Raw genomic sequence first — 13,477 nt, 5'->3', positions numbered from 1 at the left:
TTGGAAGAAACGTTATCCAAATACATTCCTGATTTTGCAGTCAAGCCAGTTTTTGAGTTGATTGTGACACATGGTGTCCATTTAAAAATTGTAAACGAGCGCGCTACGCGACACGGTGATTACCGGAAGGCATTAAGTGGAAAACACGAGATCACCGTAAATGGAAGTTTAAATCCCTTTCGTTTTTTGATCACCCTCATTCACGAAATCGCTCACTTGGTTGCATTCGAAAAATTTGGTCGAAATATTAAGCCGCATGGTAATGAGTGGAAACATACTTTTCAACAGTTGATGGTACCCTACATTCGACCAGAGATTTTTCCTAAACAATTATTACCGTTACTTGCGAGACATTTTCGAAACCCATCTGCGAGTAGTGATACTGATACAACTTTATCTTTGGCTTTAAAGCAGTTCGATAAACAAAAAGACAATGTAAATTATGTTTTCGAAATACCCTATGGTACGGTGTTCCGAATTAAAAATGGTAAGGTCTTCAAGAAGATTGCCGTTCGGACCAAGCGTTTTGAATGTATCGAAATAAGTTCTGGCAAAACATATCTTTTCAACCCAAATGCCGAAGTTGAAATTATTCAAGCTTAATTTCTTCAGATGTAAATTGTGTCTAATAATTAAATAATTCCTGCTTTATAATAAAAAAAAGTAGATCTTTTAAAAATGAAAAATAATTTAGGAACCCTATCATTAATAATTGCTTTCTCAGGTTTAGTCTTGTTTGAGTTATTGACGCGTCTTCAAGTCCTTTCAAATCCAGGTTGGAAAATTGTGATCGCTGGTTTTGAAGCGGCAACGATTGGTGGATTTGCTGATTGGTTTGCAGTGAGTGCCTTATTTCGTGAAATTCCGATTCCTTTTGTGAAAAAACATACCAACATTATTGCTAAAAACAGAGACAAACTTACAGAGGGCATTGTAGATCTGGTAACCAATAAATGGCTTTCTTCAGAAGTTATTTCTGAGAAACTGAGTGAGATTAATCTATCCGAAAAAGTCATTCTGTTTCTAAAGAAAGAGGACAATCAAAAAAGAATTTTAGAAGTTATAAAAAAAATAGTTTTAAAACTCGCCAACGAATTAGACAATCCTAACTTGGGTTCGAGCTTAAAGAAGATGTTTTTAAATCAGGTGAAAGAACTGAACTTGGCAAGTGTATTAGGAGAATGGCTAGCAAAATCAATTAAAAATGGAGACCATAACCAAATATGGGATCTTATGATTCAAGCTAGTTCAAAAGCGATTGAAAATCCCGAGACTAGAAACTTATTACTAGACAAACTGCAATTTGCAACTGCGGAATATAGTAAAAAGAGTATGTTGAAGAAATTCACTATTTATTTGGCAGAAACTACAGGCGGAATTGATTTGGAGCTAATTGCAGATGATCTTTTGCAGAAAGCAAATGAATTTATTGTCGAAGCCCAATCAAATCCTGAACATCCAATACGTGCAGAATTCGATCAGTGGATTCTAGGTTTTGCAAGTAAGTTGACTTCTGGAGATGAATCCAGCAGTAAAATGATTGATAATTTCATAAATGGCTTTACTCAGAATGCGGAGACCGACGATGTAATTCAGAATCTTCTTGTGCGTTTTAAAAATACGCTTGCAAACCAATTGGAAAATGATGATACACCATTAATGCAATATGTTATCAATAAATTGAATGCTATCCTGCTGGACTTAGAAAACTCTCCTGAGACGCAACAAAAAATAGACAATTGGATAAAGGGTACGGTTTCGCATTTAATGACGGAATATCATGGCGAAATAGGGAGTATGGTACGAAACAGTCTTGCTAAGCTTGACAACAAAGAGCTAGTTGCGCAAATCGAAGATAAAGTTGGTAATGATTTACAATATATTCGACTCAACGGTGCAGTCGTAGGGGGACTAGTTGGAGTGGTAATCGCATCGATTAAATTATTATTCGAATAAGTATTTGAGCGTTTATAAACATTCGAAAAAAAAAGACAAAAAAAAAGTACAGTTGCAAATGCGTACTGTACTTCTTACTATTTTTTGTCAAATTGTATTCTAAATTATCCTTTTAGATGTGCTTCTCTAACCTTTTTGAATAAATTTGAGGAATATACGAATGCTGTAACAGCTTCATTATCGGTGTAGAATATTTCTTCTTTATTACCTTGCCACTCTTTTAGTCCGTCTTTTAGGAATAAGATATTATCACCAATTTCCATAACCGAGTTCATATCGTGTGTGTTTATAACTGTAGTAATTTCGTATTCCTCAGTAATTTCCTTGATGAGGTTGTCAATAAGAATAGATGTATTTGGATCAAGTCCAGAATTAGGCTCATCACAAAATAAGTATTTTGGACGGTTAACAATGGCTCGGGCTATAGCTACACGCTTTTGCATTCCTCCAGAAATTTCAGAAGGGAGTTTTTTATGCGCATCAATTAAGTTTACTCTTTTCAATACAAATTCTACTCTCTCTGCTATTTTTGCTTTATCGTCTTTGGTGAACATTTTTAAGGGAAAACCAACATTTTCAGCAACAGTCATAGAGTCAAATAAGGCACTACCTTGAAATACCATCCCGATTTCGGTACGTAATTCGCGCTTCTCATCATCTTCTAAGTCAGAATATACTCGACCGTCAAAACATATTTGACCAGCCTCAGGTGTATGAATACCCAAAAGACTTTTCAATAATACTGTTTTTCCAGAACCACTTTGCCCTATAATAAGATTTGTTTTTCCGGTTTCGAATATCGTTGAGATACCTTTTAAAATTTTATTCTCTCCAAATGACTTCTCTATGTTTTTTACTTCTATCATGATCCTAATAGCATTTGGGTTAATATGTAGTTAAATAGTATGATACAAACCGAAGTCCATACAAAGGCTACCGTACTTGCTTTTCCTACTTCTAGCGCTCCACCTTTCATATAGTAACCGTGAAATGATGGTATAGTTGCCAATAACATTGCAAATATTATCGTTTTAATAAAAGCGTAAGCAATATGGAAAGGAATAAAATCCATTTGAGCGCCTTCTATAAAAGCTTCACTTGTAGTGAATCCGCCATATGCACTTGCCATCCATCCACCAAATATACCAAGGAACATACTTATCCCAATTACAAATGGATACAATAGAAGTGCAATAATTTTTGGGAATACTAAATAGTTAACTGAATTCACACCCATTACTTCTAAGGCATCGATCTGCTCTGTTACTCTCATAGTTCCAATACTAGATGTAATATAAGAACCCATTTTTCCCGCCATAATAACCGAGATAAAAGTAGGTGCAAATTCTAGGATAACAGATTGTCTTGTAGCAAATCCAATTAAGTATTGTGGAATTAAAGGATTAGTCAAGTTTAATGCAGTTTGAATTGCGACAACTCCACCAATAAAGAAAGAGATGAAAGCTACAATTCCAAGAGAGTCAATAATTAAATCGTCAATTTCTTTGAAAATAAGGTTTCGCATCACCGACCATTTGGTTTGCTTGTTGAAGATTTCCTTAAGCATAAGGAAATATTTCCCTATCTGTGATATATATCGAATGAGCATCATAATTTTTGAATATGGGCTAAATTACAAAATTAGTCTAAAGTAATTAAAGATTTGTGCTTAGTAAAAATGATTTTTAGCTTAAAAAAGCTTCTCCTTCATTTTCTTTAAGCGATAATTACGAATAAACTTGGCTTGATCTGGCGTAACGAGCAAAGGTACTTTGTCAGCTTTGGCTTTTATAAATCCGGTAATGTAATCTATAAAAAGTTGAGGTTTTCTTTTCATCATCGCCAATTTTGCAGATGCAATGGCAGTTATAAAGAAACCATAACCTAGCGTGTAAAATGCTTCTCCTTGCTTGTAACGTGCTGTTTTGTTGTATTTTGCACCAGTAGGTTTTAAATGTTTTACTTTTAGAGAAGCATCTGTAACAACTTTCCAATCGTAAAATTTACAAAGTAATTCGTCAACCGTGTCCCAACCCATCGCTGGTTTAAGTCCGCCGATTTGTTTGTACGTTTCTTTTCGATAGGCCTTAAGAGCTCCGCGAATATGATCTTTGTCTGTAAGATTTTCTAATACAAATTCTCCATTCTTATCGATATAGCAAAATCCACCAGCCATACCTATGCGGTCGTCAGACTTAAAGTGATTGATTATTGTTTCGAAATAGTTAAGCGGAAAAATCAAATCAGCATCTATTTTTACTAAGATATCATAATTATCATCGATATGTTTTTCACCTTCATGAAAAGCTTGTATTACTTTGCTACCTGGCATGTGTACTGCCGATGACTTTTTATTTACTAGTGTAATATATGGATATTTTGCAGCGTATGAGGTTACTATTTCTGCAGTGCGGTCTGTAGAGTTGTCGTTAACAACGATGACTTTTGTTGGAGGTAAAGTTTGTGCAACCAAAGAATTTAATGTCAAAGAAATAAAAGCCTCTTCGTTATGTGTAGGAATTACTAAATAGTAGTTCATTTTATTTTTTTTTGTCGAAAATCTAACATCGGTTTATAAACATGCAGTGGTAGGAATTGAAAATTTATCGTACCCTTTCTGCATAAACAATGTAATATCTAGGGGTGAAATAGCGCAATAACGGTCTGAAACCAATTTTTTTAACGGGATGGGTAAATTTTTCTCTTGCTGTAATTTTCCATCCTGTTTTCTCTAATAACCAGTCTAATTGCCAATCCTCAAACTCATGGTAATGTCTGTCCCACATGTCTGTTTTGCTTCTGTACGCAGGTGAAAACCAAAGTCGTAACGGAATTGAAATTAGCAGTTTATCACATTTCACATTTTGCAAGACTGTATATGGGTTAAGTAAATGCTCAAAAATCTCAAAGGCGGTAAAGACAGAATAAGCTTCTGTTTGTAAAGCATTTTGATCTTTGTCAATATCTTCGCCCGTTGTGTTTTTTACGTTGTAGCCATTCTCAACCATAATTTTGGAAAATGGATTGGGTACTCCTAAATCGAAAATAGTTTCAGAAGTAGAGATGTGCTTTTGTAAAAATTCTAAGGTGTGTTTAAATCGCTTATTAGGGAATGTTTTTTCGTACATAGTTATTGCGAATACCGACGATTTTGTCGTACATAGATTAGTAGTTATATGCCCGATTTTTCAATTGTGAATTGAAATTCGTTGTGCAAATATAGTGATAAATGTCTTTTCTGGAGGTTTTTTAGCCCAGATAGAAACGAAAAGCCCGAGGCTTAAAAAAGTAGTTTTTCTTGACTCATAAAAGCGACCATAGGAAGCTCTTTGTGAGTTGTAGAAAAACACTTTTTTAAGGCTGGACTTGTAGTAAATAGCTGGATTAGCTAATAAGAAAATGCAAACTAGTATCTGTAAACGAAGGCGTTGATATTCATTCCAGCTCCAACCGAAGCAAAAATGACTACATCACCTTTATTAATTTCGTGGTTTTCGATTTTTCCATTTACCAATAAATCAAACAAAGTAGGCACTGTAGCAACACTACTATTTCCTAGCTCATGTATGCACATAGGCATAATGTTCTCTGGTGTAGGTTGATCGTACAGCTTGAAGAAACGGTCTACTATAGCCTCGTCCATTTTTTCATTTGCTTGGTGAATCAATATTTTTTTAACGTCGGTGATCGCAAGTCCGCTTTTATCCAGACAACTCTTCATTGCAGCAGGAACATTACTAAGTGCAAATTCGTAAATTTTGCGACCATGCATTTTTATATAACGAATGTCTGGATCTAGCTCTTGGTTGTATGATTTTCCGAAGAATAAATAACCTGCTTCGTCGTAGGCGTATGTAGCGCTCTCGTAAGCAAGTAATCCAGTTTCATCATCAGAAGCCTCAATGATTGTTGCTCCAGCACCATCAGAATAAATCATAGAATCACGATCGTGGTCATCTACCACACGTGACAACGTTTCTGATCCTATTACCAAACATCTTTTTGCCATACCTGATTTGATAAAAGCATTGGCTTGCAATACTCCTTCGATCCAACCTGGACAACCAAAAAGCAAATCGTAAGCGACGCATTTTGGATTCTTAATCCTAAGTTTATTTTTTACACGCGTAGCCAAACTTGGTAGCATATCTGATTGTAATGCACCTTTTTTTACATCACCAAAATTGTGAGCAAAAATGATGTAATCTATTGTTTCTGGATCAATATTAGCATTTTCGATTGCTTTTTGAGCAGCAAAGTAAGCTAAGTCAGAAGAGTTTAATTCATCTTCTGCATACCGTCTTTTCTCTATTCCAGTAATCCCTTTGAATTTTTGAATAATCACATCGTTTGGGTACTTAAAAGTGCTACCATCCTCATTTAAGAAGTGGTGATCAGAGAAATCGGCATTATTTATTGTATTGTCAGGAATATAACTTCCTGAACCTGTTATCTTTATAGTCATGAGCTTATTGTGAAATAATTACGGCAATGTAAGGCTAAAAAATAGAAAAAAAATACTATGCATGCATAATTGTTAATTTGAAATAGATAGCGCTTTTAAACATTGTTTTTTTGAGCAATTGTTTGTGTTTTTATAATTTTAGTGATAAAATAGAAAAAGTGTTTCGTATAAAAGTGAATTCTAAAAAAATAAATAAATGCAAAACGTCCCGAAATTTCGGGACGTATTTACACTAGTGTCTTTTTATTAACTCTCCATATAGGCTTCGATAGGAGCACAGCTACAAATTAAATTTCTATCACCGTAGGCGTCATCGGCTCTACGCACGCTTGGCCAAAATTTATTGTCTGAAATATAGTCAAGAGGAAAAGCAGCTTTTTCTCTACTGTAAGGTAGGTTCCAATTCTCAGCTGTCAACATTGCTAACGTGTGTGGTGCATTTTTCAATACATTATTTTTGTCATCAATAGTGGCCGCTTCGATTTCTTGTCGAATTGAAATCATTGCATCACAAAAACGGTCTAGCTCTTCTAAGTTTTCACTCTCTGTAGGCTCGATCATTAAAGTTCCAGCTACTGGGAAGGATACTGTAGGAGCGTGGAAACCGTAGTCCATCAAACGTTTGGCGATATCTGTAACCTCTATTCCTTTTTCTTTGAATGGACGACATTCTAATATCATTTCGTGCGCTGCACGACCCATTTCTCCAGAGTACAAGGTCTCATAATGACCACTTAATTTTTCTTTGATGTAATTTGCATTTAAAATAGCATATTCAGTTGCTGATTTTACGCCATCGGCACCTAGCATTTTTATGTAACCATAGGATATTAAACAAACCAATGCAGAACCCCATGGTGCTGCAGAAATACCTGTGATTGCACTATCGCCACCAGTTGGAATGATTGGGTTCGTTGGTAAGAATGGAGCTAATTGTGACGCTACGCAAATAGGGCCAACTCCAGGTCCACCTCCACCGTGTGGGATAGCAAACGTTTTGTGTAAGTTTAGGTGACATACATCGGCTCCAATAGTAGCAGGATTTGTTAATCCAACTTGAGCATTCATATTAGCACCATCCATATAAACTTGTCCACCGTTATCGTGTATAATTTGAGTGATTTCTCTAATGGCACTTTCATAAACACCGTGAGTTGATGGATAAGTAACCATCAAACAAGAAAGATTGTCTTTGTGTAGAATTGCTTTTTCTCGTAGATCTTCGACATCAATGTTTCCGTTTTCTAAAGTTTTTGTAACAACAACTTTCATTCCTGCCATTGCAGCTGATGCTGGGTTGGTTCCATGAGCAGAAGAAGGGATTAAAGCGATTTTTCTGTGGTGATCACCTCTCGATTCATGATAGGCACGTATCACCATTAAACCTGCGTATTCACCTTGTGCGCCAGAGTTAGGCTGTAAAGTAGTAGCAGCAAAACCAGTAATTTCGTTTAGTTGCTCTTCTAATTTCTTCAACATCTCTTGGTATCCTTGTGCTTGGTCTAGAGGGGCAAAAGGATGGATACTGTTCCAGCTAGGAGCACTTAATGGTAACATTTCTGCAGCAGCATTCAACTTCATAGTACAAGAACCTAAGGCAATCATCGAGTGATTTAGCGATAAATCTTTGCGCTCTAACATTTTGATGTAGCGCATTAAAGCAGTTTCAGAATGGTATTTGTTAAACACTTCATGCTGTAAAAATGATGATGTTCTAACTAAATTTTCTGGAAAATGATTTGTTGAAGATAGTTCTTCTATGCTGATCGTCTTTATGTCTTTTGCAACAGCAAAAATGGAAACAACTTTATTTAAATCTGCAAAACCGATAGTTTCGTTTAGTGAAATTGAAACAGTGTTATCATCAGGGTAAAAGAAATTTACTTCGTTTGCTTCTGCAATTTGCTTGATTTTTTTAGCATCTGCTTTTAATACAATTGTATCAAAGAAAGCGGTGTTGGTTTGCTCAAAACCTAATTTTTCGAGCGTATTTGCCAAAGTTACAGCCGAAGCGTGAACTTTATTTGCAATGTATTTTAATCCTCTCGGACCATGAAAAACAGCATACATACTTGCCATTACAGATAATAAAACCTGTGCTGTACAAATATTAGAAGTCGCTTTATCACGCTTGATATGTTGTTCACGAGTTTGTAAGGCCATACGCAATGCGCGATTTCCATCTGCATCTACTGTTACACCAATAATTCTACCTGGCATGGAACGTTTGTATTCGTCTTTTGTTGCAAAATAAGCAGCATGAGGTCCACCATAACCTAGCGGAATTCCAAAACGTTGCGTTGTTCCAAAAACTACAGCAGCACCCATTTCTCCCGGAGGAGTAAGTTTTGCCAAACTCAAAATATCCGCAGCAACAGCTACTTTAATTTCGTTTGCAGCAGCCGATGCTATAAAAGCAGTATAATCATTTACTTGTCCGTATTTTCCAGGATATTGGAGTACAGCTCCAAAAAATTCAGAAGAAAAATCAAAATCTTCATGATTACCTATAACCAACTCGACACCGATTGGAGTAGAACGCGTTTGTAATACTGATAATGTTTGAGGTAAAATTTCTTCAGAAACAAAGAATTTACAAACATTAGCTTTCTTTTGTTCTCTTGATCTAACATCATATAACAAAGCCATAGCTTCTGCCGCCGCTGTAGCCTCGTCAAGTAATGAAGCATTAGCAATCTCCATTCCTGATAGTTCGATAACAGTAGTTTGGAAATTTAAAATTGCCTCTAGACGACCTTGAGCAATTTCAGCTTGGTAAGGCGTGTAAGCTGTGTACCATCCTGGATTTTCAAATACATTTCTTTGAATAACAGCAGGAACAATTGCTTGATTGTATCCCAAACCAATGTAGGTTTTAAACATCTTATTTTTATTCCCCAATAACGTAATATGTTTTGCATATTCATATTCAGTCATTGCAGGATCTAGATTCAGAGGTGCTTTTAGTCGAATATCATTTGGAAGTGTCTCATAGATAAGTTGTTCTATAGAGTCAACTCCGATTGTATTTAACATTTGATTTAGGTCGGATTCCTCAGGACCTATGTGTCTTAAAGCAAAAGCATCTGTTTTCATTTGTAGATAGTATTTGTTTTTATCTGTAAGTAGAACAAACTTTTTTTACAATCATTACAAAATGAATTTTTTAAAATTCTTTTGCACTTACAAACTTGTCTAAAAGTAGATCAAGCTTGTTTTATAAATCTAAAAAAGTTTGTTTTTTTTCGTTGTGCAAAAATAAACATAATAACTTTTAAAGTACTGTTTTTTAGCATTCATTTTTGTGCTTTAACAGTTTAGATAAGATGATTATTCTTAGAAATTTATTATTCAAATAGCTTTTGCGGAATTTTACTAAAATTATCTTTTTCGAAAATGGTAATCGCTGTGTTTTTTAGAATAAAAATTTGTTCGCAATTATTAAATAAAATATCCAGAATATGTGAAGAGATCAGGACAATACTTGTTTCTGCTACTTTATTCAAATAGTTCATGAGTGCATAATTGGCTTCGATATCCAAACCATTAAATGGTTCATCAAGAATATAAAACCTATATTTTTTTTGAAATACGGCATTGAGATATGCTTTTTTCTTCATTCCCGTAGAAAACTCTTTTATCAATTGATCTTGGGGTACATCAAAAACATTGGCAGCTGCACTATTTTTAATATCTAGTAAATTACAGTAAAATTGACTAAATTCTGCAGCACTTAATTCATCATAAATTGGTACTTCTGCTGGACACCATGCGACATCTTGAAGTATGATTTTTTCGTCATCAATTGTACAAGTTCCCAAGTATTTTTCGAATCCCAAAATACATTTGAATAAGGTTGTTTTTCCTTGTCCATTTTTACCCACAATACCATAAATGCCGTTTTTGGTAATTTTTATTTCAGCTTCTTTAAGTATCGTTTTAGCTTTAAATCTTTTTTCGACTATATCAATTGTGAGCATATTTTATGTTGTGAATATTTATTAAAGCTTTGTTGTATAAACAGGGGAGTAGAATTAGTACGATGGGGACTAAATAAATTTGAATAACACTGCCGATAGCGAGAACAAAATAAATTTGTTGTAAAAATAAATTAGTGAAGTAAGCATACTTTAAAAGCATATTAAGCAGCGGGAAAATAAATAACAATGGAATAAAAAGTAGTAACTCTATCTTGTTTAATAGTAATAATGATATAATACTTGGGGCAACAATCATCAAGGTATTTAATACTGTAGTTTTTACTGATTTAACTATGAAAAGTTTAGGTGTGAGCACGGTAGACTTTAAATATGAGGGCCAATCTCTATTGAAGAACACACTGCTAGTAATTATGCCGTTTATAAAGAAGGATGCAATTATCAAATTATCATTTTGATGTGTTACCCCCAGATAAATAAATAATAGCGGAATAGGAATTACCAACCATAATTTATTTTTCCTGAAACTGATATGCCAGAAGGGATCGAATAAGAGGAACGGGTAATTAAATTTTTTAGACGAAATTCTAGACAAGTTTAAATACACTATAATTAAGCTTAGATATAAAAATAGTTGTAAAATATCGAGATGAATTGCTATCACTACTAATACAGCAAGGCTGTAGATTAAATATTCTGTAAAGAGTAGTACTTTGTAATTTTGATATAATTTTAAAAATTCAAGATCCTTCCGGTTAATATGGTAACTTAAAATTTCAATAGAAAATAGGAATATGAAATTGCGAACTAGCTCATAATAAGAATTCAGTATAAAAGTTAAGAAAACATAAAAGCATAAAAATAGAACTATGGCAGCCTTATCTTTTGGAGGTAAAAATTTCCTGAAACGAATTTCGATTAGTTTTATGTTAATCTGTAACATCACTATTTAGATAATTTTTTTTTAAAATGATCTAAAAATAGGGGTTATTAATGAAGCACAATAATATTTAATAGTTCAACTCCGTAGAAATTAATGTATGGTGATTGATATTCTGAGCAAATCCTTATTTTTGTGGGATCTATCGATTTTAAGCCGTACATGATTTTATATCAAATTAGTTTTATTTGAAATTAGAGCGACCCGAATAAATTATAATTGTATTAAACTAATTTTCAATTTTGTGCAGTTTGATAAATAAATTCAATTGCATCTGAGCATAAATAAATTCAAAATATTGAATTTATTTGGTATCACATATATTAGGATTAATGCTAATGCAGAAAAAAAAAGTAGTTACCATGAGTTTGAAATTAATAAAGTTCATCTTTTTCGGAAATTACTTTATCGGCCTATTAGCCATAGCTCTGAACCTTGAAGCGACTTTGAGATTAGGAATTCCTTATAATTCATTAGGATACTATATTTTAGTTTTTTGTGCGCCAATAGTTTATTACAACTACGCTTATATGGGAGCTATCAAATTTGGAAGCGCTACCAACCCAAGATCAAGATGGTTCATTAGTAATGCCAAATTTCTTAAAACAAATCAATTTATACTAGCTCTTATAAGTGCTGTGATAGTATTTTATCAGATTGTGGTTAATTTTTGGAACATTGTCAATTTGCCACTCTATTACTGGCTAATTGTGTTTTTGATGCTTGGTCTTGCTGCTTTGTATTATGGTTTGTTGCCTACTACGTATTTCAATCTCAATCTGCGTAATACGGGTTGGCTAAAGCCTTTTATCATTGGATTTCTTTGGGCAAGTACGGCCAATATTCTACCAATCATAATGCTAAGCATTGAATCAAATTTTATAGAAGAAAATACTTTTTTATGGATTTGGTTGTTTATTCAAAACTGGATGTTTTGTACTGTAAACGCAATAATGTTTGATATTAAGGATTATGAAATTGATGTAAATAGAGAGCTAAAGACCTTTGTGGTTCGAATCGGAATTCAAAAAACAATTGGTTTTATTTTACTGCCGCTGTTAATTATCGGAATGATTTCTTTTCTTGTTTTTGGGTATATTCAGGAGCTTAGTTTTATAAAAATCGGAATTAATTTAATTCCTTTCTTACTCACAATTATAGTTGCTTTCCTAATGTACACCAAGAAAAACATTCTCTTTTATTTAATTATTATTGATGGATTAATTCTAGTGAAAGCCATTTGCGGCATTCTAGCAGAGCTAATTATAAAAAACCACTGGTGAGATTTGGTTCTTACGAAGTGGCAAATAAAAAAAAACATATCATAAACAGCAATAAAAATCTGCAAAGCGAGCTTTCAGTAAGAGGTCAAGTGATTTCGTATCCATTCAAAAGTTAATATAGTACCTATGAAAACTAATAATTATGATTTTATCGCTTCATGGTATGATTGTTTAAGTAGAATTGTATTTTTAAAGTCTCAGGTCAATGCACAAAAAGAGCAGTTGTCTTTTATTAAAAGCGATCAAAAAATATTGATTGTCGGGGGTGGAACCGGTTGGATTTTGGAAGAAATTGCTAAAAGTCATGATAATCTACAAATTACTTTTGTAGAGATTTCGGCTAATATGATCCAGCTAGCCAAACAAAAAAAAATTAGAAACAATAGGATTTCTTTTGTCCATCTTCCGATAGAAAAATTTACCGATCAGCAATCTTACGATGTAATAATTACTGCTTTTCTTTTTGATAACTTTGCAAGAAATCGAGCTGAAATCGTATTTGAGCAGCTACATAAAATAGTAGAAGAAGACGGACTTTGGCTGTTTACCGATTTTAGTAATAACCATACAACGAGCCGTTGGCAATATTATTTGCTAAAAACAATGTATTTTTTTTTCGAAAAAGTGGCAAATGTTGAAGCGAAGCAATTAGTTGCCATGTACCCTTATTTTTTAAAAAACAACTATACAGTCGTGCAAAGAAAGCAATATTATGGTAATTTTATCGACGCGTTTGTCTTTCAAAAAGGAATGTAAAACACAATGTCGTCAGTTAGTTTTTAACTTTAGAGTATGGTATTTTAACTGATTTTAGTTCAGAATAAATATTATCTATTGTGCTTATTTGTGGAGCAAAAGAGTTTTAGTTCATTGTTGACCGCTAGAAGTTCTTCCA

The 13,477-nt window shown here is 33.8% G+C and carries 11 protein-coding genes; 4 read left to right on the top strand and 7 right to left on the bottom strand.

What is annotated here, in order from left to right:
* Positions 1-603, top strand: a complete 603-nt coding sequence (locus LXH21_RS16240) for a SprT-like domain-containing protein (protein WP_239868346.1) — start codon at positions 1-3, stop codon at positions 601-603.
* Between the two features lie 75 nt (positions 604-678).
* A complete protein-coding gene (locus tag LXH21_RS16235; RefSeq protein ID WP_239868344.1) occupies positions 679-1,956 on the top strand; it encodes a DUF445 domain-containing protein in 1,278 nt (425 codons plus the stop codon).
* Positions 1,957-2,060: 104 nt separating this feature from the next.
* Here the strand turns inward: LXH21_RS16235 and LXH21_RS16230 are convergent, their stop codons facing one another.
* The 7 genes from LXH21_RS16230 to LXH21_RS16200 form a co-directional block, all read right to left on the bottom strand.
* Positions 2,061-2,822 carry an ABC transporter ATP-binding protein gene (locus tag LXH21_RS16230; protein ID WP_239868341.1) on the bottom strand — a complete coding sequence of 254 codons (762 nt, stop codon included), beginning with the start codon at positions 2,820-2,822 and terminating at the stop codon, positions 2,061-2,063.
* The gene (locus LXH21_RS16225) at positions 2,819-3,568 is read right to left on the bottom strand and encodes an MlaE family ABC transporter permease (RefSeq protein ID WP_239868338.1); all 750 of its coding nucleotides are present in this window, start codon (positions 3,566-3,568) and stop codon (positions 2,819-2,821) included. The genes LXH21_RS16230 and LXH21_RS16225 overlap by 4 nt, the downstream gene beginning before the upstream one ends.
* Positions 3,569-3,646: 78 nt before the next feature.
* A complete protein-coding gene (locus LXH21_RS16220; protein WP_239868335.1) occupies positions 3,647-4,495 on the bottom strand; it encodes a glycosyltransferase in 849 nt (282 codons plus the stop codon).
* 64 nt (positions 4,496-4,559) lie between these two features.
* Positions 4,560-5,084 (bottom strand): methyltransferase, encoded by a 525-nt coding sequence (locus LXH21_RS16215; protein ID WP_239868332.1) that lies wholly within the window; start codon positions 5,082-5,084, stop codon positions 4,560-4,562.
* Between the two features lie 278 nt (positions 5,085-5,362).
* Positions 5,363-6,421, bottom strand: coding sequence for a 3-oxoacyl-ACP synthase III family protein (locus LXH21_RS16210; protein WP_239868329.1), 1,059 nt, complete (start codon positions 6,419-6,421; stop codon positions 5,363-5,365).
* Between the two features lie 246 nt (positions 6,422-6,667).
* Positions 6,668-9,517, bottom strand: coding sequence for an aminomethyl-transferring glycine dehydrogenase (gcvP, locus tag LXH21_RS16205; RefSeq protein WP_239868326.1), 2,850 nt, complete (start codon positions 9,515-9,517; stop codon positions 6,668-6,670).
* A 251-nt stretch (positions 9,518-9,768) separates the two neighbouring features.
* On the bottom strand, positions 9,769-10,401 hold the full coding sequence (locus tag LXH21_RS16200) for an ATP-binding cassette domain-containing protein (protein ID WP_239868323.1): 633 nt from the start codon (positions 10,399-10,401) through the stop codon (positions 9,769-9,771).
* A gap of 1,260 nt (positions 10,402-11,661) precedes the next feature.
* On the opposite strand from LXH21_RS16200, the gene LXH21_RS16195 reads away from it, so the two are divergent.
* Entirely contained in the window at positions 11,662-12,582 is a 921-nt protein-coding gene (locus LXH21_RS16195) for a UbiA prenyltransferase family protein (RefSeq protein WP_239868321.1), read from the top strand.
* A gap of 126 nt (positions 12,583-12,708) precedes the next feature.
* Positions 12,709-13,338, top strand: a complete 630-nt coding sequence (locus tag LXH21_RS16190; protein WP_239868318.1) for a class I SAM-dependent methyltransferase — start codon at positions 12,709-12,711, stop codon at positions 13,336-13,338.
* Positions 13,339-13,477: the final 139 nt, after the last annotated feature.

The sequence above is a fragment of the Flavobacterium algicola genome, assembly GCF_022399565.1.
GTDB lineage: Bacteria > Bacteroidota > Bacteroidia > Flavobacteriales > Flavobacteriaceae > Flavobacterium > Flavobacterium algicola.
This window is presented reverse-complemented; position numbering and strand designations above follow the sequence as displayed.

Excerpts from the sequence above, each read along its gene's own strand:
- LXH21_RS16235 (WP_239868344.1), top strand. The coding sequence starts at position 679 with ATGAAAAATAATTTAGGAACCCTATCATTAATAATTGCTTTCTCAGGT.
- LXH21_RS16230 (WP_239868341.1), bottom strand. The coding sequence starts at position 2,822 with ATGATAGAAGTAAAAAACATAGAGAAGTCATTTGGAGAGAATAAAATT.
- LXH21_RS16225 (WP_239868338.1), bottom strand. The coding sequence starts at position 3,568 with ATGATGCTCATTCGATATATATCACAGATAGGGAAATATTTCCTTATG.
- LXH21_RS16220 (WP_239868335.1), bottom strand. The coding sequence starts at position 4,495 with ATGAACTACTATTTAGTAATTCCTACACATAACGAAGAGGCTTTTATT.
- LXH21_RS16215 (WP_239868332.1), bottom strand. The coding sequence starts at position 5,084 with ATGTACGAAAAAACATTCCCTAATAAGCGATTTAAACACACCTTAGAA.
- LXH21_RS16210 (WP_239868329.1), bottom strand. The coding sequence starts at position 6,421 with ATGACTATAAAGATAACAGGTTCAGGAAGTTATATTCCTGACAATACA.
- gcvP (WP_239868326.1), bottom strand. The coding sequence starts at position 9,517 with ATGAAAACAGATGCTTTTGCTTTAAGACACATAGGTCCTGAGGAATCC.
- LXH21_RS16200 (WP_239868323.1), bottom strand. The coding sequence starts at position 10,401 with ATGCTCACAATTGATATAGTCGAAAAAAGATTTAAAGCTAAAACGATA.
- LXH21_RS16195 (WP_239868321.1), top strand. The coding sequence starts at position 11,662 with ATGAGTTTGAAATTAATAAAGTTCATCTTTTTCGGAAATTACTTTATC.
- LXH21_RS16190 (WP_239868318.1), top strand. The coding sequence starts at position 12,709 with ATGAAAACTAATAATTATGATTTTATCGCTTCATGGTATGATTGTTTA.